Source organism: Pseudoalteromonas shioyasakiensis, from assembly GCF_019134595.1.
Classification (GTDB): domain Bacteria; phylum Pseudomonadota; class Gammaproteobacteria; order Enterobacterales; family Alteromonadaceae; genus Pseudoalteromonas; species Pseudoalteromonas shioyasakiensis_A.
The window spans coordinates 346144-366320 of record NZ_CP077770.1; the positions used below are offsets into that span (position 1 = coordinate 346144).

Genomic DNA, 20177 nt, shown 5'->3' on the forward strand with positions numbered 1-20177 from the left:
ATGAAAAGAGTTATTTTATTAATCACAGTGTTTGTGATGTGTTTTTTGGTGTTTACGCTGGTAAAAACACCCGCTGCCGTTGCACTTGATTTAGCTAAGCCACATTTACCAAAGCAATTACAATTAGGTAAAGCCAGTGGCACGCTATGGGACGGTCGCATTATGCAGGTACGTTTTGATGGTGAGCAATTAAATAATGTGCGTTGGCAGTTATCGGGCTGGTCATTGTTCACAGGTAAATTAGTGGGTACGGTACGCTTTGGTGATCCTCGTGATAAAGCGGATATTTCTGGACATGGTGATTTTACATATGGTCTCTTTAACCAAGCCGTCACTGTGAAAAAGACTACTTTACGCTTAACCGTTGAACGTGCCATGGAGCGTTTACAACTCCCTTTACCGATTAGTGCGCAAGGTCGTGTGATTGTAGATTTAGATGAGTACAGCTCTGGAGAGCCATACTGTGAAAGCCTCAGCGGCGAAATCGCGAGCCCGAACATTGATGTGAAAGGAATGAACAACTGGTTTAGTATTGGTCCTCTGAGCGGCCGTTTAAGCTGTAAATCCGGTGATGTAGCAGTACTTGTTGACCCAGAAAACCGTTTAGGGCTTGAAGCTGATGCAGTATTAAAAGCGAATCTAGACTTTAAAGTAGCTGGTTATATTAAACCTGAAGCAAGCTTACCAAAAGAAGTGCATGATGCAGCTAAGTTTCTTGGTCGTCCTGATAACGAAGGCCGTTATCCGCTTAACTTTTAAATTGGATTAATTGAATAGTATGCAATTACCTGAGTTTTCAAAGCAGCAAAGCGAGCTTTTAAGTCAGTTTTTAGCGCAGCATCAAGATGCGCTTAGCTTGGCGCAAACCCAAGGTTATTTATTTGCGGTGATTTGTGCACCTGAGCCGCTTGATGTTCACCAGTGGTTAGAAGAGGTAGCACCAGGCTCTGATGGGCAAATGGACGAGCAAGTGCTGTTTGCATTTATGGCCTTGTATCAGCAGATCAGCGAACAAGTATTCGAAACGGGTTTTACATTACCTGTGAGCCTACAGCTGAGCTCTCAAGGGCAACAATACCTAGATATTCAAGAATGTCAGCATTGGAGCCAAGGTTTTATGCATGGTGCGCAAGGTTACGTTAACAAGCTATTAAGCGCGCCAGAGTTAGCTGATGAGCTTAAAGAGGCGTTAGCTACCGCACTGCAAAGCTTAGCTTTCTTTACGCTTGAAACGAGTGAAATTGCAGCTCTTGCAACTGATAATGGTTTATCTGAAGGGCAACTATGCCAGCAGCAGTATGAAGTGATGAATGAATTCGCAGCTGGCTTTGCTGAGCTAATTGAAGTCGTTGCTGTAAATAGCCAACTATATAATGATGAGGGCTGGAACTAACCCAGCTCTAATAGAATGTCTGTGCAACCTTTGGCACAGCGGACAACGCCTTTACCTGGCTGATCAGTTTTCAAATCTAAGGTAAGGGCGCCTTTGCATACATCGCAGTACAAGGTTTGCCCTTTGCCCAGCTTTTTTAGCATATTGCGTTGCTTGGCAAACGAGTCGCTGGTTTTTTTGTTTAAAGCTGAAAAGTCCATTACTTGTTTAGCCTTTCTTCAAGCGCATTCGAGACAATACTGCATACGCGGTTTAAGCGTTCGCCATAAAAATACAAGTTAATATCTTTTTCACGACAGTAGTGTAAGTGAAAAACTTGCAATTTATCATCTGAAGTAAATGTCTCTTCAATATATTCGTGTTCTGAATTAGATAAATTCAGTTGTGACTTAATATTAGTTTTCGCCATATTTGCCGCAGGGCTTCGGTTTATTTTACTAGCATCAGAAAGTAATGACACACCGTCTCCTAGTAACCTTTCTCTTGGCTCTTTGATCAAAGGATGATCAATCGTGAAAAGTGCTAAAATAATAAGCACTAAAATAAGAAATTTTTTCATAGCACAATAATCTTTGATCTAAATAAATATGGTTTAAGTGTAAGTTTAATAAAATGGTTGTTTTAAAAGCAAGCAGATAAGATTAAATAATTAAAACGTCGTATTTTCGATCAATCCCTGAAATTTTCTATAGATTGAGTATAATGCTCTATAGATTTAAAGTTTCAGAAATCTTTGAACGTAATGAGATGTATTCTGATTTGCTTATTGGCACAGAGAATCTCTTACTGCAAACATATGTTTGAGTATTATTTCCTAGTGGCGTTGAGGAATTTTAATGGATAAACAGATTAAGGTTAAAAATATCCCAACGGAAGTAAAAATCCAGAAACCGGAAAACGCTTCCCTCGATGATAGATTTAATCCACGTAACCGTATTTATGTTCGAGCTGTAACGGGTTTACACCAACTGTTGAGACAACGGATTGGTTTTATCGGCATGCTTGCATTTATGCTACTACCTTGGATTAACTTCCACGGCCAACAAGCTGTACTGTTCGATTTAGTAGGGCAAAAGTTTAATATTTTTGGCTTAACTCTCTGGCCACAAGATCTGACTATCCTTGCTTTCATTTTAATGTTAGCGGCGTTTGCGTTGTTCTTGGTGACGACCTTTTATGGCCGGGTCTGGTGTGGTTATACTTGCCCGCAAACGGTTTGGACCTTTATTTTTATTTGGTTTGAAGAAAAATTCGAAGGTAGCGCAAATCAGCGTAAGAAACTTGATCAACGCCCTATGGACTTTGATAAGTTTTGGCGCAAAAGTGCTAAACACGGCAGCTGGTGGTTATTCTCGCTTTATACCGCATTTACCTTTGTCGGTTACTTTACGCCAATCCGTCAGCTATTACCCGATCTGTTTACCCTCGATGCAACCGCGTATTCTTATATTTGCTTAGCCGTATTTGCAGTGTGTACTTATGGTAATGCCGGTTGGATGCGCGAGATTATGTGCTTACACATTTGCCCTTATTCTCGCTTTCAATCAGCGATGTTTGATAAAGATACCTTTACCGTGAGCTATGACGAAGCGCGTGGTGAAAGCCGTGGTCCTCGTTCACGTAAGCAAGATCCAAAAGAGCTCGGTTTAGGTGATTGTATCGACTGTAACTTATGTGTGCAGGTGTGCCCAACGGGGATCGATATTCGTAACGGCTTACAATATGAGTGCATTAACTGTGGTGCATGTATCGATGCGTGTGATGGGGTGATGGATAAAATGAATTACCCTCGCGGGCTCATTTCCTACACCACAGAACGTAACTTAGAGACGCCAGACAATAAAACACATGCATTGCGTCCTAAGTTAATTGGCTATTTAGTTATCTTAGTTGTGCTAACAGGAGCGCTGGTAGCAAATATTGCGATGCGTAAACCAATGGAACTCGATATTATTCGTGACCGTAACCAGCTCTACCGAGTTGACTTTAATGGTTTAGTCGAAAACACCTATACACTAAAAGTTATTAATAAAGCACAGCATGAGCAGACCTTTAACATTCGTGTTGAAGGACTCGATAACTTTGAATACATCGGCAAACAAACATTCACAGTACCTTCTGGTGAATCTTATAATGTGCCACTGTCATTAGTTGTTGATCCATACGATTTGAAAAAGCCCATGACGAAGTTTGAGTTCGTACTTTCTGTCGATGGTGAGCCAGATATGCAGATTTCGCAGCCGAGTAACTTCTTTAAGGCGCGATAATTAAGTACACTGAGCGAATGAATAAAAAGCGGGATTTTCCCGCTTTTTTTATATGATGAGGCATTATGAGTAAATTTAGTTTTGTAGACCTTACACCCGATTCAATTTTAGATGCGGTTGAAAGTATCGGTGTTTATGCTGAATCAGGTCTGCTGGCCTTAAATAGCTACGAGAACCGTGTTTATCAATTTAAAGCAGAAGATGGCCATCGGTATGTCGTTAAGTTCTACCGACCTGAGCGTTGGAGTAAAGAGCAAATTTTAGAAGAGCATGCATTTGCCTTTGAGTTGGCCGATGCAGAGGTGCCTGTTGTTGCGCCTGTTATTATCGAAGGGCAAAGCTTATTTGAGCATAATGGTTATTTGTTTACGTTATTCCCAAGTGTGGGTGGTCGTATTTTTGAAGTTGATAATTTAGATCAACTCGATGTACTTGGCCGCTTAATTGGGCGAATGCACCAAGTAGCTAAGGCAAAGCCATTTGAACATAGGCCTGTGATCAGCTGCGAAGAATATCTTCAGACAGCCAAAGTTCAGTTACAAGCAAGTAACTTGATGCCAATGGCATTAGAGAACGCCTTTTATACTATTTTAGATTTGGTGATTAAAGAAACCACTGCGCAGTATAAAAATGTTGAAACCATCCGCCTGCACGGCGATTGCCATGCCGGTAATATATTGTGGTCTGGTGATGCGTTAATGTTTGTTGATTTAGACGACAGCCGACAAGGGCCTGCAATTCAAGATCTTTGGATGATGCTCAGTGGCGATCGCAACAACCAACTGTTACAGTTAGACACCTTAGTGGCTGCTTATGAAGAATTTTGCGACTTTGATCACAGCCAGTTAAAGTTAATTGAACCACTCAGAGCGATGCGAATGGTGCATTATATGGGGTGGTTGGCAAAAAGGTGGGATGATCCTGCGTTCCCACGGAACTTTTCATGGTTTGCTGAAGACAAATACTGGGAGCAGCAAATACTAGCGCTAAAAGAACAGCTTGCAGCGCTACAGGAAGCACCATTAAAATTATTACCATAAATTTTTAAAGTTAAGAAAGACGAGAGAACAATGTTTAAAAAATTAAAGTTAAGTCTACTCATTTTATGTTTACCTTTTGCGGCCCTTGCTGCTGATTTTGAAGCTGGTAATCAATACGAAGTATTAAAAGTTGAGAAAAGTGCAACGCCTCAAGTAACCGAGTTCTTTTCGTTTTATTGTCCACACTGCTTTCAGTTTGAACCGGTCGCAAAAGCATTAACGGCAAGTCTTCCTAAAGGGACTGAGTTTGTAAAAAGCCATGTTAACTTTTTAGGTGGTGTATCTAAGCAAACTCAAAGTAACTTAAGTTATGCTTACTTAATTGCTAAGCAACATGGCAAAGGTGAGCAAGTTGCTGATCAAATTTTTAATAGCATCCATAGACAACGCGCTTTACTAAAAGATATGAAAGACGTGAAAGCATTACTTGCGACTAATGGTATCAGTAACGATGTGTTTGATGCTGAAATTGCAAGCATGCCAGTGATTAGTGCTGAAAAAGCGATGCAAGATAAGCAGCAAAAATATACAGAGATGGGTGCCCTTACTGGTGTACCAACTTTTATCGTCAATGATAAATATAAAATCAATTTAAACACCATCAAGAGCCAGCAGATGCTTGATGAGTTAGTCGAATTTTTATTAAAACAATAATTTTGGAGTAAGAAGTAATGATCAAGTTAGTAAAAGCTGTATTAATGGCTGCCACGCTAGGTTTAGCGGCAAATGCCTCAGCAGCGCAATATGAAGAAGGTAAGCATTATGAAACGATTGATGCGCGCGCTTCTAAAAAGCCAGAAGTAAAAGAGTTCTTCTCATTCTATTGCCCGCACTGTAATACATTTGAGCCTATCGTTGCTGATCTTAAAACGATGCTTAAAGAGGGTGTTACGTTTAAAAAGAGCCACGTAAATTTTGTTGGCCCTCGCGACCCAGAAATCCAAACTGTTTTAGCACAGGGTTATGCAACTGCAACGGTATTACCAAATAGCGATAAGTTAGTTGCAGCAGTGTTTGATCACATTCACACCAAGCGTGCACGTATTAACGAACTTGCAGATATGAAAGACATCTTTGTTTCACAAGGTGTGTCGGCTGAAGATTTTGATAAGTACTACAACAGCTTCTCTGTACGTACTATGGCATCTAAGATGAAACGCGATCAAGAATATTACCAACAAAAAGGTGCTTTAAAAGGCGTTCCAACTTTTATTGTTAATGGTAAATACCGTGTAATCTTAGGTGCGGATTCAGGTATTAGCGATGCGAAGAGCATGGCAGACTTAATTAACTACCTAGCTGATAAATAAGCTTAGTTAGTTGAATTTAATAGAAAGCTCCGTTCGCGGAGCTTTTTTGTTGGTAAAGCAAATGCAAAAACTATTAGTTTCAAGCTGTTTGTTAGGAAATCCTGTTCGTTATGACGGGCAATCGCAAAATTTAATCCATCCTGGTTTAGAAACTCTTAAACAGCAAGGAAGGCTCGTTGCATTCTGCCCTGAAGTAGCTGGTGGCTTACCTACACCAAGGCCGCCTGCAGAAATCAAAGCGGGTAGAGTACTTACCAAAGATGCACAAGATGTCACAGTACAGTTTGCTTATGGCGCAGAACAAGCACTTAAGCTTTGCAAAAAGCAGGGCATTCGCTATGCGCTGTTAAAAGAATCAAGCCCGTCATGTGGTCGCAATACTATTTACGATGGTAGTCATTCAGGAAAGAAAATTTCAGGGATGGGATTAACTGCAAAGCTGTTAACCGAAAATAATATAGCAGTATACAGCGAGCAGCAGTTGCCAGCGCTATTTGCTGCGCTGGCAGATTGATTTTATTTACGTTGTAAAAACACACCTGATTCGATGTGGTGGGTGTAAGGGAATTGGTCAAAAATCGCAAAACGTTTTACTTCATGGGTTTTGCATAAGTGATCAAGGTCACGTTCTAAGGTATCTGGGTTACACGAGATATAAATAATATTGTCGTAGTTCGCAACGAGGTCACAAGTTAGCGTGTCCATGCCAGCACGTGGTGGATCCACTAAAATTGTTTGGCAGTTATAGCTTTTCAGGTCTATGCCATCTAAACGAGAGAAAGTACGTTCGCCTTTCATTGCTTGGGTGAACTCTTCACTCGACATACGAATGATATCTAAGTTTTCAACCTTGTTCTGTGCGATATTGTATTGCGCCGAGTAAACCGATGATTTTGAAATCTCAGTGGCTAATACACGGTCGAATGAACCTGCAAGAGCAATCGAGAAGTTACCATTACCGCAATATAACTCTAGTAAGTCATTATTGAGTGGTTGGCAAAGGGCTTGTGCCCACTCTAGCATCTTGATGTTTACTTTCGCATTTGGTTGCGTAAAGCTATTTTCGACTTGCTGATAGATAAGCTCTTTACCGTTTACGTTTAAACGCTCGATAACGTAATCATTACCAATCACTTCTTTTTGCTTACGAGCACGGCCAATAAAATCAATCTTAAACTGTGTGCTCAGTTTTGCTTTAAGTTCTTTAATGGCTTGGAGCCACTGTTCATCTAGTTGTTTGTGATACAACAAGCTAACAAGGATCTCGCCACTTAAGCTTGAAAGGTAATCGATTTGAAACAGCTTACGGCGCAGAACTTCATTGTCTTTTAAGTTTTCGATCATAGCTTGCATCACTTCACCCACTAAAGGTGCTGCAGGGTCAAACTCATCAACGCGGATCTTTTCTTTAGTTTGTTGATCAAACATGATGTGAAACAGGTCTTCACCTTCATGCCAAACACGAAACTCTGCACGTTGGCGGTAATGAATAGGATCAGAGCCGAACACTTCTAATTTTTCGACCCCAAAACGTCGAAACTGTGAGGTGATGCGCTGCTCTTTCTCACTCAATTGTGCATCGTATTGAGTTGTATCAATTTTTATAACCGCCATGGCTGATTACCTTTTATCTCTTAGCTTTATAACGGCGCTATTGTAGGGAGCGCTGAGGATTTGTCTAGTTTTGTTATTTATTTTAGTGTCGTTTTTTTATACAAAAAACTTAAGTTCTGTGGTTTTTGGCCGATAATGAGTTAACCATAACATGGAGTCGGATCATGAAAATTGGCAACCTAGGCTATATGCCTAATACAAATGTGAATAAATACAATGGTAAACAGGCGCTGCAGCAGCCTACCATTCAAAATCGTCAAGATAGTTATCAGCAACGCGGCAGAGAGCTCGCTGCTAAAGTTCTTGATGATAAACTTGCTGAGGCACTAGGTTTACCTAAAGCCGAAGAGAAAAAAGATAAACCGTTGTTCGACTTTGAAGAGATCGTGAAAAACGTACTCGACTTTGTTGGCGGTGCACTTCGTAAAGCAAAAGCTGATGGTGCAGATGATGAAAAACTCAAAGGCATGCTAGGTGATGCACGCAAAGGTGTGCAAATTGGCATCGACGATGCGTATGATGAGCTTAAAGAGTCAGGTATTCTTAACGATGACATCGAAGAGGGTATCGAAAAGTCTAAAGAAGGTATCTTTAAAGGTATTGATGAATTAGAAGAAGACTTGTTCAATCCTAAACCTAATGCGGTTTCAGTAAGCCAAGCTCAATACATCAGCTTAAGCAATAACGCAGAGTACACTTTCACCACCGCTGAAGGTGATGAAGTCAGTATTAGCTTTGCTGATGCATACGAAAGTAAGTCTGCAAGCAGCTATAGCAAAAATGGCGACAACGAAGCCTTTGTCAGTGAGTCTTCGCAATCACGTGACTTATCATTCTCTATGTCAGTCAATGGTGATTTAAATGAGCAAGAGCAACAAGCTATCAATGAATTGATGGAAGACTTACAAAGCGTTAGCGAAACATTTTTCTCTGGTTCATTAGAAGATGCCTTTGAACAAGCTAAAGAGCTGAACTTAGGTAACGAGCAACTAGTCGGCTTTACGATGGATCTGAAACAAACCAAAACAGTAGCAGCTATCAAAGGGTATGAAGAATATAAACCAGCTCCTGAAAAAGAAGTTGCTGAGAAAATAGCGCCATTTAATGACGACTTGAAACAGGCGTTTAATAAAGCGGGTGATATTGGTTTGCAAAATGAACTGGCTGGCATCTTACAATGGTTAAACCAAGATAAAGAAGAAGTCAGTAAGCTGGTGGATTATACCAAAGCAATGTTCGAACAAATGAATAAGCTACGCTCGGCAACAGAAGAAGAGGCTTAGTCCTTTCTTTCTTTTTATAAAGCTGCATGGCAAACTGCTGACCTTTGATGATCCGAGGTAAGTAGTTTGTCAGTTCATATAATGGTGTTTGATTCTGGTATAGGTGGAACAACCGTACTTGAACAGATCCAAGCATTGATCCCAGATGCTGATTATAGTTATTTTATGGACAATGCTTTATTGCCTTATGGCGCCCAAAGTCAGCAAACGATCATAGCCCGCCTTTTTGCGCTACTACAGTTTATCGAAACAGCAAACTTACACGTTGATATTCTAGTTATTGCGTGTAATACCGCCTCTACCTCTGCCTTAGAAACTATTCGTCAGCACACAAATATAGAAGTTGTCGGGGTAGTACCTGCAATAAAGCCTGCTTGCGCTATAAGTAACAGCAAACATATTGGTTTACTGGCAACACCGTCGACGACTAAGAGTTACTACACTGCAAACTTAATTAGTACTCATAGCCAAGGTACTCAAGTCAGCTTATATGGCTCAACGGCGCTGGTGGAAATTGCAGAAACACTATTTCATACGCAGAGACTCAATAAAGCAAAGCTTGAGAAAGTATTGAGTGATTTAGCGATAGCAGAAGATATAGATGTATTGGTACTTGGCTGTACTCACTTCCCATTACTAGCCAGCGCGATTAGCGACTACTATAAACAACAGATCTTCCTTATTGATTCAGGCAAAGCGATTGCTAAACGCATTGAAAGTTTAATTGCTCTACGAGGCTTTAGTTTTACTACAGATAAAAAAAAGCCGCTGCACTATTATGCAACGGCTCCTATTGGTCATTCGCAATTAAGCGTCGAGCTTATTACGCTGACTGATCAGATCCCTCACGAAAGCTGTTAGCCTCGTTCTCTTGTTTTTGTTTTGCTTCACGCACTTTTAAAGTACGTTGTTGGAATTCGCTATCATTTAATTGATTGATTGCTTTATCTGCATCAGCTTCAGCCATTTCAACAAAACCAAAGCCACGACGTTTACCTGTATTTTTATCTTTTAATAAACGTACATTGAAAACTTTGCCTTGTTCTTCGAATAAAGCACGAACAACACCTTCATTAGCACGATAAGGTAGGTTGCCAACATAAAGTGTTTTTGTTTTTACTTCGGCCTCCTCACTTGACGCTGATGAAAGTGCTGCAATAACTAAAGCACCAATTAATAAGCCTGCACCAAATAGCAATGCTGGGTCTAAAGCTAAGCTTGCAAGTGCGAACTTAACAACCACAAAACCTAAAACAGCAAGAATAACGGAGAAAAGAAAAGATTTTTGATCGGGTAATTTCATTTTGATCTACCAATAAACAAGAAATAAACATTAATTTAACATAGTGAACTTGCTATCTTAACGAGTTAAATGAACATAGCAATGAAATTTGCATTAAATTATGAATATTGGCTTAAAAAACAGCCATAATAGCGACCGTTTTTGCTGTTTTCGGTAAATTTAGTTCGCTTTTTGAGCGAACAGTAAAAAGATCGAAAAAAAGTGTTGATCTGTTTTTGGATCTCCCTATAATGCGACCCCACTGACACGGCGGGCAGCAACGAAAGACGCTGAACAACGTAGCAGAGAGTTAAGTGAAACTTCGGTTTCAAATAATCGAAAGAAAGTTTGAAATTAAGTATTGACTCGAAAAATTAAGGATGTATTATACGCATCCCTAGCGACAACGTCGCAACGTTCTTTAACAATATAAAGCAATCATCTGTGTGGGCACTCGTACAGGTTGAGTTCTAACAGCAGATTCTAGTTCGCTAGATGACGCAAACAAATTTAGAGTCTCAATTGAACTGAGTGACCAACGGAAACAAGTTTACTTGTTTCAGCACAGTCAATTCGATATCGAAAGATATCAAAATTCAGAATTCATTGAGCATGTCCTTCGGGACAGAAAAAACTTTTAATTGAAGAGTTTGATCATGGCTCAGATTGAACGCTGGCGGCAGGCCTAACACATGCAAGTCGAGCGGAAACGAAGAGGTGCTTGCACCTCTGGCGTCGAGCGGCGGACGGGTGAGTAATGCTTGGGAATATGCCTTATGGTGGGGGACAACAGTTGGAAACGACTGCTAATACCGCATGATGTCTACGGACCAAAGTGGGGGACCTTCGGGCCTCACGCCATAAGATTAGCCCAAGTGGGATTAGCTAGTTGGTGAGGTAATGGCTCACCAAGGCGACGATCCCTAGCTGGTTTGAGAGGATGATCAGCCACACTGGGACTGAGACACGGCCCAGACTCCTACGGGAGGCAGCAGTGGGGAATATTGCACAATGGGCGCAAGCCTGATGCAGCCATGCCGCGTGTGTGAAGAAGGCCTTCGGGTTGTAAAGCACTTTCAGTAAGGAGGAAAGGTTAAGTGTTAATAGCACTTAGCTGTGACGTTACTTACAGAAGAAGCACCGGCTAACTCCGTGCCAGCAGCCGCGGTAATACGGAGGGTGCGAGCGTTAATCGGAATTACTGGGCGTAAAGCGTACGCAGGCGGTTTGTTAAGCGAGATGTGAAAGCCCCGGGCTCAACCTGGGAACTGCATTTCGAACTGGCAAACTAGAGTGTGATAGAGGGTGGTAGAATTTCAGGTGTAGCGGTGAAATGCGTAGAGATCTGAAGGAATACCGATGGCGAAGGCAGCCACCTGGGTCAACACTGACGCTCATGTACGAAAGCGTGGGGAGCAAACAGGATTAGATACCCTGGTAGTCCACGCCGTAAACGATGTCTACTAGAAGCTCGGCTCTTCGGAGTTGTTTTTCAAAGCTAACGCATTAAGTAGACCGCCTGGGGAGTACGGCCGCAAGGTTAAAACTCAAATGAATTGACGGGGGCCCGCACAAGCGGTGGAGCATGTGGTTTAATTCGATGCAACGCGAAGAACCTTACCTACACTTGACATACAGAGAACTTACCAGAGATGGTTTGGTGCCTTCGGGAACTCTGATACAGGTGCTGCATGGCTGTCGTCAGCTCGTGTTGTGAGATGTTGGGTTAAGTCCCGCAACGAGCGCAACCCCTATCCTTAGTTGCCAGCGATTCGGTCGGGAACTCTAAGGAGACTGCCGGTGATAAACCGGAGGAAGGTGGGGACGACGTCAAGTCATCATGGCCCTTACGTGTAGGGCTACACACGTGCTACAATGGCGCATACAGAGTGCTGCGAACCTGCGAGGGTAAGCGAATCACTTAAAGTGCGTCGTAGTCCGGATTGGAGTCTGCAACTCGACTCCATGAAGTCGGAATCGCTAGTAATCGCATATCAGAATGATGCGGTGAATACGTTCCCGGGCCTTGTACACACCGCCCGTCACACCATGGGAGTGGGTTGCTCCAGAAGTGGATAGTCTAACCTTCGGGAGGACGTTCACCACGGAGTGATTCATGACTGGGGTGAAGTCGTAACAAGGTAGCCCTAGGGGAACCTGGGGCTGGATCACCTCCTTATACGATTTAGAACTTATTTGTTCGTAGTGTCCACACAGATGATTGTTAATTGTAAAGAGAACAACACTTATTGTTTGGGTCTGTAGCTCAGTTGGTTAGAGCGCACCCCTGATAAGGGTGAGGTCGGTAGTTCAAATCTACTCAGACCCACCACTTTGCTCCCATACTTCGTTATGGCACGCCTCGTTTAGTGGACTAAACGTCGTTGTACCATGCATTGTCTGGAAACAAAGTCGGTTACAAACAATAAGTACCAGCATATGTGGGGCTATAGCTCAGCTGGGAGAGCGCCTGCCTTGCACGCAGGAGGTCAGCAGTTCGATCCTGCTTAGCTCCACCACTTTTACTCCTTAAAAATAAACATTCTTAATCAGGTAATAAACTGCTTGAGAATAGAGTGTGTTTAATTTTGAGAAGTTTATTCTCTTGCTCTTTAAAAATTTGGAAAGCTGATATTAAAATTCTTATAGATAACATTGTTATTTATAAAGAGTTTTCAAAAGTAAAAATATGCCATTAATCGAAAGATTAATTGGTATCTACTTTAGTATTCTCATCATTATTTGATGAATTAACTTCTGGCGAAGTTAACAGCTGTCACTAACAAAGACCCGTTTGGGTTGTATGGTTAAGTGACTAAGCGTACACGGTGGATGCCTTGGCAGTTGGAGGCGATGAAGGACGTATTAACTTGCGATAAGCCTAGTCAAGCTAGTAAAAAGCGCTTGAGACTAGGATTTCCGAATGGGGAAACCCACCTGCTTGCAGGTATCTTGCACTGAATACATAGGTGTAAGAGGCGAACGCGGAGAACTGAAACATCTAAGTACCCGTAGGAACAGAAATCAACCGAGATTCCGGAAGTAGCGGCGAGCGAAACCGGACCAGCCCTTAAGCTTATTATGTGTTAGTGAAACATTCTGGAAAGTTTGACGATACAGGGTGATAGTCCCGTACACGAAAATGCATCTTAAGTGAAATCGAGTAGGTCGGAGCACGTGAAACTTTGACTGAATATAGGTGGACCATCATCTAAGGCTAAATACTCCCAACTGACCGATAGTGAACCAGTACCGTGAGGGAAAGGCGAAAAGAACCCCTGTGAGGGGAGTGAAATAGAACCTGAAACCGTGTACGTACAAGCAGTAGGAGCCCCTCGAGGGTGACTGCGTACCTTTTGTATAATGGGTCAGCGACTTATATTTTGTAGCGAGGTTAACCGATTAGGGTAGCCGTAGGGAAACCGAGTCTTAACTGGGCGTATAGTTGCAAGGTATAGACCCGAAACCCGGTGATCTAGCCATGGGCAGGTTGAAGGTTGAGTAACATCAACTGGAGGACCGAACCCACTAACGTTGAAAAGTTAGGGGATGACCTGTGGCTAGGAGTGAAAGGCTAATCAAACCGGGAGATAGCTGGTTCTCCCCGAAATCTATTTAGGTAGAGCCTCGGACGAATACTTACGGGGGTAGAGCACTGTTAAGGCTAGGGGGTCATCCCGACTTACCAACCCTTTGCAAACTCCGAATACCGTAAAGTACTATCCGGGAGACACACGGCGGGTGCTAACGTCCGTCGTGAAGAGGGAAACAACCCAGACCGCCAGCTAAGGTCCCAAAGTCATAGTTAAGTGGGAAACGATGTGGAAAGGCCCAGACAGCCAGGAGGTTGGCTTAGAAGCAGCCATCCTTTAAAGAAAGCGTAATAGCTCACTGGTCGAGTCGGTCTGCGCGGAAGATGTAACGGGGCTAAACTATGCACCGAAGCTGCGGATTCAAACTTTGTTTGAGTGGTAGGGGAGCGTTCTGTAAGCCGTTGAAGGTGTACCGGGAGGTATGCTGGAGGTATCAGAAGTGCGAATGCTGACATGAGTAACGATAATGCGGGTGAAAAACCCGCACGCCGGAAGACCAAGGGTTCCTATCCCATGTTAATCAGGGTAGGGTAAGTCGACCCCTAAGGCGAGGCCGAAAGGCGTAGTCGATGGGAAACGGGTTAATATTCCCGTACTTGGTATAATTGCGATGGGGGGACGGAGCAGGCTAAACAAGCATGGCGTTGGTTGTCCATGTGAAAGTGAGTAGGTTGAGAGTTTAGGAAAATCCGGACTCTTAAGACTGAGACACGAGACGAGCACCTAAGGGTGTGAAGTTGTTGATGCCATACTTCCAGGAAAAGCCTCTAAGCTTCAGATTATACCGAATCGTACCCCAAACCGACACAGGTGGTCAGGTAGAGAATACTAAGGCGCTTGAGAGAACTCGGGTGAAGGAACTAGGCAAAATCGTACCGTAACTTCGGGAGAAGGTACGCTCCTATCTGTGATGAGACTTGCTCTCTAAGCGGACGGGAGCCGCAGTGACCAGGTGGCTGGGACTGTTTATTAAAAACACAGCACTGTGCAAAATCGCAAGATGACGTATACGGTGTGACACCTGCCCGGTGCCGGAAGGTTAATTGATGGGGTTAGTTTTCGGACGAAGCTCTTGATCGAAGCCCCGGTAAACGGCGGCCGTAACTATAACGGTCCTAAGGTAGCGAAATTCCTTGTCGGGTAAGTTCCGACCTGCACGAATGGTGTAACCATGGCCACGCTGTCTCCACCCGAGACTCAGTGAAATTGAAATCGCAGTGAAGATGCTGTGTACCCGCGGCTAGACGGAAAGACCCCGTGAACCTTTACTACAGCTTGGCACTGAACATTGAACCTACATGTGTAGGATAGGTGGGAGGCTTTGAAGCAGAAACGCTAGTTTTTGTGGAGCCGTCCTTGAAATACCACCCTTGTAGTTTTGATGTTCTAACGTTGGCCCCTAATCGGGGTTACGGACAGTGCCTGGTGGGTAGTTTGACTGGGGCGGTCTCCTCCCAAAGAGTAACGGAGGAGCACGAAGGTTGGCTAAGTACGGTCGGACATCGTACGGTTAGTGTAATGGTAGAAGCCAGCTTAACTGCGAGACAGACACGTCGAGCAGGTACGAAAGTAGGTCATAGTGATCCGGTGGTTCTGAATGGAAGGGCCATCGCTCAACGGATAAAAGGTACTCCGGGGATAACAGGCTGATACCGCCCAAGAGTTCATATCGACGGCGGTGTTTGGCACCTCGATGTCGGCTCATCACATCCTGGGGCTGAAGTCGGTCCCAAGGGTATGGCTGTTCGCCATTTAAAGTGGTACGCGAGCTGGGTTTAGAACGTCGTGAGACAGTTCGGTCCCTATCTGCCGTGGGCGTTTGAGAATTGAGAGGGGTTGCTCCTAGTACGAGAGGACCGGAGTGAACGAACCGCTGGTGTTCGGGTTGTCATGCCAATGGCATTGCCCGGTAGCTACGTTCGGAACTGATAAGCGCTGAAAGCATCTAAGCGCGAAGCAGGCCTCGAGATGAGTTCTCACTAGACTTTTAAAGTCTCTGAAGGGCCGTTGAAGACTACAACGTTGATAGGCAGGATGTGGAAGTGGTGCGAGCCATTAAGCTAACCTGTACTAATTACCCGTGAGGCTTAACCATACAACGCCAAACGCGTTTTATGACAGCGTAACAGACAGAAGTTAAGTTACTAAAGTAGACATTTACTTGATATCAGAATTCCAGATTTTAGTTAATTGCCAAGGCGATTAACGAACCAAATTTGCTTGGTGACAATAGCGTTTTGGACCCACCTGACCCCATGCCGAACTCAGTAGTGAAACGAAACAGCGCCGATGATAGTGTGGCATTTGCCATGTGAAAGTAGGTCATCGCCAGGCTCCAAATAAGAGAAAGCCCGATTCGAAAGAGTCGGGCTTTTTTGCGTCTGGAGCTGTTAGCTTTCAGCCGTCAGACGTTAGCTGAACTGTGGGGTTGTTTAGTACAGTAGTCACCCTCAGCAACAAAACCCGTAGGAGGCACTTCAGTGCCGAATCAGACCATAACAAAAACATTCATGGCTAAAGCCATTCCTACGTGATGAGAAGGTTAGACATTAGATATTAGATGTCAGTTTAGCGGTGGGATTGTTTAGTACAGAGAGTCCCTCAGCAACACCCCCGTAGGAGGCACTTCAGTGTCGAATCTAGACCATAACAAAAACACATTCATGGCTAAAGCCATTCCTACGTAATGCGTATCCAGAAGTCAGATATTAGATGTCAGTTTAGCGGTGGGATTGTTTAGTACAGAGAGTCCCTCAGCAAGAATCCCCGTAGGAGGCACTTCAGTGTCGAATCTAGACCATAACAAAAACATTCATGGCTAAAGCCATTCCTACGTGATGAGAAGGTTAGACATTAGATATTAGATGTCAGTTGATCTACAGAGAATGTAGTACAGAGTCACCCACAGCAACAAAACCCCGTAGGAGGCACTTCAGTGCCGAATCTAGACCATAACAAACACATTCATGGCTAAGGCCATTCCTACAAGTACACTTTGCCTAGAACCTAGTGCCTCCGGCAAAGGAAGACGCAGCACCAAACACCTTTACCGTGCGGCTGAACGCTGATCGCTGACGGCTGAAAGCTGATAGCTCTGTGTTGGGTTTCGCTACGCTCTACCCAACCTACGTCAGACCTTAAAACTTTCCCCTTTCTAATTTTACTCTCGCATCTCGGAAACAAAAAAGCCCAGCCGGTTTCCCGGCTGGGCTTCTATATCTAGCAATGATGAGATTACTTAATCATGCTGTAGATAAGCGCAAATACGGCTAGAGAGCCAACTGTTAATACAAACAGTGTGCTTAAGCGGTTTCTGTATTTGTGTAAGCTAGGTACTTTATATACGGCAATCATCGGCATAATGAAAAGGATCATGGCAATGATAGGGCCTGATAGCTGATCCATCATGTCTAAAATACTTGGGTTGATCACTGAGCAAAACCAAATAGCGAAGAACATGATAACAGTGCCAATCTTATCAACGAGCTTAGGGTTCATATGTGCTTGCTTACTGACAAGACCATTGAAGCTTTCACGGGCACCTAAGAAGTGACCTAAGAATGAAGACGTAATCGCGATAAAGGCCACTAATGGTCCCAAAGTAGCAATAAAGGAGTTATCAGTGATATTGGCAAGGAATGACAAGATAGACACGTTATCTGCTTTTGCTTGTACCATTTGCTCAGTAGATAGTGACAGCACACACGAGAAAACAAACAGTAAAACAAACACGATTAATAGTAGGCTGGTACGCTTCAGAATTGCTTCTGACTTCATTTTAGCATTGTTGCCATAGTGTGCACGCTGTACATGGACAAAGCTTGATATTGCTGCTGCATGACTAAATGAGAATACGATGATAGGTATTGATAACCAAAGTGTTTTCATGAAGCCAGAAAACTCAGGCACTGTTACATCTGGCATTTGCCAGCTTGGGATCAAGTAAATCGATAAGAAAAACAAGATGGCGACAAGGGGATAAACAAGGATTGCAAAGGCACGTAACATCAATGCTTCGCCACCAAGCATTAAGCTGATCATACCGCCAACGAGTACACCAGATAAAAGCACGCGAGGTGGTGATTCCATGCCTAATTGATTAATAATAAAGCTATCAACAGTATTGGTTAAGCCAACACCATAAATAAGTAAGATAGGGAAGATAGAGAGAAAATACAGTAAAGAGATTAAGCGCCCGGCGTTAATGCCAAAGTGTTCTTCTACAACATCGGTAAAGTCCGCTTCCGGTTTTTTTGATGATAAAACAAATCGGGCTAAGCCTCTGTGAGCTAAGTAGGTCATCGGAAAGGCAAGGCATGCCATGATAATCAAAGGCCAAAATCCGCCGATACCGATATTAATTGGTAAGAATAAGATCCCTGCACCGACTGCGGTGCCAAATAAACTTAATACCCATTGGGTGTCATGAAGGTTCCATTTTGAGTTACTACTTGTTGTCGATGCATCATACGGCATAGCATCTTGATGTGTGTTCATTAGCACTCCACTATTAGAATAATAATTGTCGCGCAGCATATAGAAAAGCGATTAAGAATGCATGTTTTAGCGTTGTATTTAGATAACTATGCTGTAAGGAGAGACTTACAAAGGAAGAGAACTGAGCTTATTTAGAAAGCCCAGTTGTGGTATTTATTCTGCTGCTGCAAGTGCGCGAGCTTTAATGTCTGCGGCAAATGCTAAACCTTTCTTAAAACGTGTCTCAGCTGCAGTGATTTCACTTTCATCGCCATTAGCAGCTAGCACCCCTTGCGAAAGGGCTTTATAAAGTGCGCTAATTTGTGCCTCGTAGCCGGCTTCAATTGCTTTTTCAACAGTCGTCATGGTTATTCCTTTAATAGTTTGAGAGAGCAAAATACTATAGGAACAAAGGCTTATTGGCTAGGTTAAACTGATTGTAAAGTAAGGAGTATTAAAGGAGCTTGAGTTACGATGATAGGATAGATGCTGGGTTTCGCTACGCTCTACCCAGCCTACGGTATTAAACGGAACTTTTTTAGTTCTGTAATGCCGATACGACAAAATACGGATTCAGATACTCTTCTTTACTGTTATAAAGTAGTGGGCTGCCATCGAGTTTGCTAACCGTTGCGCCTGCTATTTCGGCAATCGCATGACCTGCTCCGGTATCCCACTCACAGGTTGGGCCAAGGCGCGGGTATATATCTGCACTCCCTTCGGCAACCAGACAAAGTTTTAGTGAGCTGCCCTTTGAAACCATTTCTACATCTTCAAACTGTTTTACGAATTCAGCTAAATCAGGAGAAGGGTGTGAACGGCTGCCGACAACACGGATAAGCCCTTTATTTGGCTTACGGGTTACCTTAAGTTCAATGCGCTCATCACCTTTATCTTTAAAGGCACCAATTGCTTCTGCGGCAATATACGACACACCTAATGCCGGTGCATCGACAACAGCTAATACCGGTTTACCTTTTTCAATCAAGGCAATGTTCACGGTGAATTCGCCATTCTTTTTAATGAACTCTTTGGTGCCATCAATTGGGTCTACTAACCAGTAGCGGTGCCAAGTTTGACGAATATCCCAGCTAATATCAGCGCTTTCTTCGCTTAGAATTGGTACATCTGGAGTAAGATGTTGTAAGCCATTCACAATCACTTTGTGAGCTGCTAGGTCGGCGTCGGTCACTGGGCTTTCATCAGCTTTGTACTCAACATTAAAGTCCTTTTCGTAAATCCCCATTATTGCACTACCGGCTTGGCGTGCGAGGAGTAAGATTTCTTCTAGCAGTTCCGTTTGATTCATGACTTAACCTATAATTTGCTGTTGTTTTAAATACGCTACCAGCTCTTGCACCGATTGGTCTAGGGTGTTTTTGCTAGTATCGATTTTAATTTCTGGCGATGTAGGGATTTGATAGTCAGAGTCGATACCAGTGAAGTGCTTAATTTCACCTGCTCGCGCTTTTTTATAAAGCCCTTTAGGGTCGCGTGTTTCACACACGTCGAGTGGTGTATCTAAAAATACCTCAATAAACTCACCATCGTCTACTAAGTTTCTTACCATATCGCGTTCGCTTTGGAATGGCGAAATAAATGCGGTTAATACCACAAGACCGGCATCGACCATTAGCTTTGCAGTTTCACCAACGCGGCGAATATTTTCCACGCGGTCTTCATCTGTAAAGCCAAGATCTTTACACAAGCCATGACGCACATTGTCACCATCGAGTAGATAGGTGTGAACGCCTAATTGATTTAATGCGCTTTCTAGTGCGTTCGCAACTGTGCTTTTGCCTGAACCTGAAAAACCAGTGAACCATAGAATGGCAGGCTTATGCTTTTTTTGCTCACTACGCTGTGATTTGCTAATGGCGTAATTATGCCAAACGATATTTTCATCCATTGTCTTTACT

General features: G+C 43.2%; 17 protein-coding genes, 2 tRNA genes and 3 rRNA genes. 14 read left to right on the plus strand and 8 right to left on the minus strand.

Going from position 1 to position 20177, the window contains the following annotated elements:
- The gene (locus KQP93_RS01690) at positions 1–759 is read left to right on the plus strand and encodes a type II secretion system protein N (RefSeq protein ID WP_217875600.1); all 759 of its coding nucleotides are present in this window, start codon (positions 1–3) and stop codon (positions 757–759) included.
- Between the two features lie 19 nt (positions 760–778).
- Positions 779–1393 carry a YecA/YgfB family protein gene (locus KQP93_RS01695; protein ID WP_217875601.1) on the plus strand — a complete coding sequence of 205 codons (615 nt, stop codon included), beginning with the start codon at positions 779–781 and terminating at the stop codon, positions 1391–1393.
- Here the strand turns inward: KQP93_RS01695 and KQP93_RS01700 are convergent.
- Together KQP93_RS01700 and KQP93_RS01705 are read right to left on the minus strand one after the other, a co-directional pair.
- A complete protein-coding gene (locus tag KQP93_RS01700; RefSeq protein ID WP_217875602.1) occupies positions 1390–1593 on the minus strand; it encodes a hypothetical protein in 204 nt (67 codons plus the stop codon). The genes KQP93_RS01695 and KQP93_RS01700 overlap by 4 nt on opposite strands.
- Positions 1593–1952, minus strand: a complete 360-nt coding sequence (locus tag KQP93_RS01705) for a hypothetical protein (protein WP_217875603.1) — start codon at positions 1950–1952, stop codon at positions 1593–1595. The genes KQP93_RS01700 and KQP93_RS01705 overlap by 1 nt, the downstream gene beginning before the upstream one ends.
- Positions 1953–2229: 277 nt before the next feature.
- Here KQP93_RS01705 and ccoG point away from each other — a divergent pair, with 277 nt between their 5' ends.
- From ccoG to KQP93_RS01730, 5 genes are all read left to right on the plus strand, one after another.
- Positions 2230–3660 carry a cytochrome c oxidase accessory protein CcoG gene (gene ccoG, locus KQP93_RS01710; RefSeq protein ID WP_217875604.1) on the plus strand — a complete coding sequence of 477 codons (1431 nt, stop codon included), beginning with the start codon at positions 2230–2232 and terminating at the stop codon, positions 3658–3660.
- Between the two features lie 65 nt (positions 3661–3725).
- Positions 3726–4700, plus strand: coding sequence for a serine/threonine protein kinase (locus KQP93_RS01715; RefSeq protein ID WP_217875605.1), 975 nt, complete (start codon positions 3726–3728; stop codon positions 4698–4700).
- Between the two features lie 30 nt (positions 4701–4730).
- Positions 4731–5354: a thiol:disulfide interchange protein DsbA/DsbL gene (locus KQP93_RS01720; protein WP_217875606.1), complete on the plus strand. Its 624-nt coding sequence runs from the start codon at positions 4731–4733 to the stop codon at positions 5352–5354.
- Positions 5355–5371: 17 nt separating this feature from the next.
- The gene (locus tag KQP93_RS01725; RefSeq protein WP_217875607.1) at positions 5372–6010 is read left to right on the plus strand and encodes a thiol:disulfide interchange protein DsbA/DsbL; all 639 of its coding nucleotides are present in this window, start codon (positions 5372–5374) and stop codon (positions 6008–6010) included.
- A gap of 61 nt (positions 6011–6071) precedes the next feature.
- Complete coding sequence (locus tag KQP93_RS01730; protein ID WP_217875608.1) at positions 6072–6524, plus strand: DUF523 domain-containing protein; 453 nt, start codon at positions 6072–6074, stop codon at positions 6522–6524.
- A 2-nt stretch (positions 6525–6526) separates the two neighbouring features.
- Here the strand turns inward: KQP93_RS01730 and trmA are convergent, their stop codons facing one another.
- Entirely contained in the window at positions 6527–7624 is a 1098-nt protein-coding gene (trmA, locus tag KQP93_RS01735) for a tRNA (uridine(54)-C5)-methyltransferase TrmA (RefSeq protein ID WP_138601224.1), read from the minus strand.
- 164 nt (positions 7625–7788) lie between these two features.
- Here trmA and KQP93_RS01740 point away from each other — a divergent pair, with 164 nt between their 5' ends.
- The gene (locus KQP93_RS01740) at positions 7789–8907 is read left to right on the plus strand and encodes a DUF5610 domain-containing protein (RefSeq protein ID WP_217875609.1); all 1119 of its coding nucleotides are present in this window, start codon (positions 7789–7791) and stop codon (positions 8905–8907) included.
- Between the two features lie 66 nt (positions 8908–8973).
- Entirely contained in the window at positions 8974–9768 is a 795-nt protein-coding gene (murI, locus tag KQP93_RS01745) for a glutamate racemase (RefSeq protein WP_217875610.1), read from the plus strand.
- Here murI and KQP93_RS01750 read toward each other — a convergent pair.
- On the minus strand, positions 9731–10210 hold the full coding sequence (locus KQP93_RS01750) for an RNA recognition motif domain-containing protein (RefSeq protein ID WP_054564068.1): 480 nt from the start codon (positions 10208–10210) through the stop codon (positions 9731–9733). The two genes, murI and KQP93_RS01750, sit on opposite strands and share 38 nt — an antisense overlap.
- 617 nt (positions 10211–10827) lie before the next feature.
- Between KQP93_RS01750 and KQP93_RS01755 the strand changes: the two genes are divergently transcribed.
- The 5 genes from KQP93_RS01755 to rrf all read left to right on the plus strand — a co-directional run bounded on the left by KQP93_RS01755 (position 10828) and on the right by rrf (position 16116).
- Positions 10828–12368: ribosomal RNA gene (locus tag KQP93_RS01755) — 16S ribosomal RNA — on the plus strand.
- A gap of 76 nt (positions 12369–12444) precedes the next feature.
- A tRNA-Ile gene (locus KQP93_RS01760) sits at positions 12445–12521 on the plus strand.
- A gap of 111 nt (positions 12522–12632) precedes the next feature.
- Positions 12633–12708: transfer RNA gene (locus tag KQP93_RS01765), tRNA-Ala, on the plus strand.
- A 286-nt stretch (positions 12709–12994) separates the two neighbouring features.
- Positions 12995–15877 (plus strand): 23S ribosomal RNA (locus KQP93_RS01770).
- A gap of 124 nt (positions 15878–16001) precedes the next feature.
- Positions 16002–16116 (plus strand): 5S ribosomal RNA (rrf, locus tag KQP93_RS01775).
- The 16S, 23S and 5S rRNA genes sit together here with 2 tRNA genes alongside, the layout of an rRNA operon.
- Positions 16117–17016: 900 nt before the next feature.
- Here rrf and KQP93_RS01780 read toward each other — a convergent pair.
- The 4 genes from KQP93_RS01780 to cysC form a co-directional block, all read right to left on the minus strand.
- Positions 17017–18279: an aromatic amino acid transport family protein gene (locus KQP93_RS01780; RefSeq protein ID WP_217875611.1), complete on the minus strand. Its 1263-nt coding sequence runs from the start codon at positions 18277–18279 to the stop codon at positions 17017–17019.
- 153 nt (positions 18280–18432) lie between these two features.
- Entirely contained in the window at positions 18433–18624 is a 192-nt protein-coding gene (locus KQP93_RS01785) for a hypothetical protein (RefSeq protein WP_217875612.1), read from the minus strand.
- Between the two features lie 172 nt (positions 18625–18796).
- Positions 18797–19567: a 3'(2'),5'-bisphosphate nucleotidase CysQ gene (gene cysQ / locus KQP93_RS01790; protein ID WP_217875613.1), complete on the minus strand. Its 771-nt coding sequence runs from the start codon at positions 19565–19567 to the stop codon at positions 18797–18799.
- 3 nt (positions 19568–19570) lie between these two features.
- Positions 19571–20167 (minus strand): adenylyl-sulfate kinase, encoded by a 597-nt coding sequence (cysC, locus tag KQP93_RS01795; RefSeq protein WP_217875614.1) that lies wholly within the window; start codon positions 20165–20167, stop codon positions 19571–19573.
- Positions 20168–20177: the final 10 nt, after the last annotated feature.

Coding starts and splice junctions, on each gene's coding strand:
- KQP93_RS01690 (WP_217875600.1), top strand. CDS start 1: ATGAAAAGAGTTATTTTATTAATCACAGTGTTTGTGATGTGTTTTTTG.
- KQP93_RS01695 (WP_217875601.1), top strand. CDS start 779: ATGCAATTACCTGAGTTTTCAAAGCAGCAAAGCGAGCTTTTAAGTCAG.
- KQP93_RS01700 (WP_217875602.1), bottom strand. CDS start 1,593: ATGGACTTTTCAGCTTTAAACAAAAAAACCAGCGACTCGTTTGCCAAG.
- KQP93_RS01705 (WP_217875603.1), bottom strand. CDS start 1,952: ATGAAAAAATTTCTTATTTTAGTGCTTATTATTTTAGCACTTTTCACG.
- ccoG (WP_217875604.1), top strand. CDS start 2,230: ATGGATAAACAGATTAAGGTTAAAAATATCCCAACGGAAGTAAAAATC.
- KQP93_RS01715 (WP_217875605.1), top strand. CDS start 3,726: ATGAGTAAATTTAGTTTTGTAGACCTTACACCCGATTCAATTTTAGAT.
- KQP93_RS01720 (WP_217875606.1), top strand. CDS start 4,731: ATGTTTAAAAAATTAAAGTTAAGTCTACTCATTTTATGTTTACCTTTT.
- KQP93_RS01725 (WP_217875607.1), top strand. CDS start 5,372: ATGATCAAGTTAGTAAAAGCTGTATTAATGGCTGCCACGCTAGGTTTA.
- KQP93_RS01730 (WP_217875608.1), top strand. CDS start 6,072: ATGCAAAAACTATTAGTTTCAAGCTGTTTGTTAGGAAATCCTGTTCGT.
- trmA (WP_138601224.1), bottom strand. CDS start 7,624: ATGGCGGTTATAAAAATTGATACAACTCAATACGATGCACAATTGAGT.
- KQP93_RS01740 (WP_217875609.1), top strand. CDS start 7,789: ATGAAAATTGGCAACCTAGGCTATATGCCTAATACAAATGTGAATAAA.
- KQP93_RS01750 (WP_054564068.1), bottom strand. CDS start 10,210: ATGAAATTACCCGATCAAAAATCTTTTCTTTTCTCCGTTATTCTTGCT.
- KQP93_RS01780 (WP_217875611.1), bottom strand. CDS start 18,279: ATGAACACACATCAAGATGCTATGCCGTATGATGCATCGACAACAAGT.
- KQP93_RS01785 (WP_217875612.1), bottom strand. CDS start 18,624: ATGACGACTGTTGAAAAAGCAATTGAAGCCGGCTACGAGGCACAAATT.
- cysQ (WP_217875613.1), bottom strand. CDS start 19,567: ATGAATCAAACGGAACTGCTAGAAGAAATCTTACTCCTCGCACGCCAA.
- cysC (WP_217875614.1), bottom strand. CDS start 20,167: ATGGATGAAAATATCGTTTGGCATAATTACGCCATTAGCAAATCACAG.